The sequence below is a fragment of the Massilia sp. NBRC 108631 genome (genome assembly GCF_059704565.1).
In genome coordinates this window covers 1-237 of sequence record NZ_BAAKJE010000120.1, presented here as the reverse complement: position 1 = coordinate 237, position 237 = coordinate 1, and the positions used below count along the sequence as shown (strand labels likewise).

Here is a 237-nt window from a genome sequence, read left to right as displayed (position 1 = left end):
GGGTGATGGTGGACGCGGTCAACGCCGTGATCGACATCCCGCCGTCCGACATCGAACCGGCGCCACAGTTCGGCGCCCGCATCCGCCCCGAGTTCATTGCCGGCATGGGCAAGGTCAACGGCAAGTTCGTGATCCTGCTGGACGCCAGCCAGGTGCTGTCGGTGGACGAAATCAGCGCGTTGGCGGCCGCATGACACCCGCCGCCATCAGCGACCATGAGTTCGCGCAGTTCCAGCG

The 237-nt window shown here is 66.2% G+C and carries 1 protein-coding gene; it reads left to right on the top strand.

Annotated features, from left to right (window positions below; translation table 11 throughout):
• Positions 1 to 194: chemotaxis protein CheW (locus AC6H42_RS13415; RefSeq protein ID WP_497548256.1), on the top strand; the 194-nt coding region annotated here is incomplete at its 5' end.
• Positions 195 to 237 lie beyond the last annotated feature (43 nt).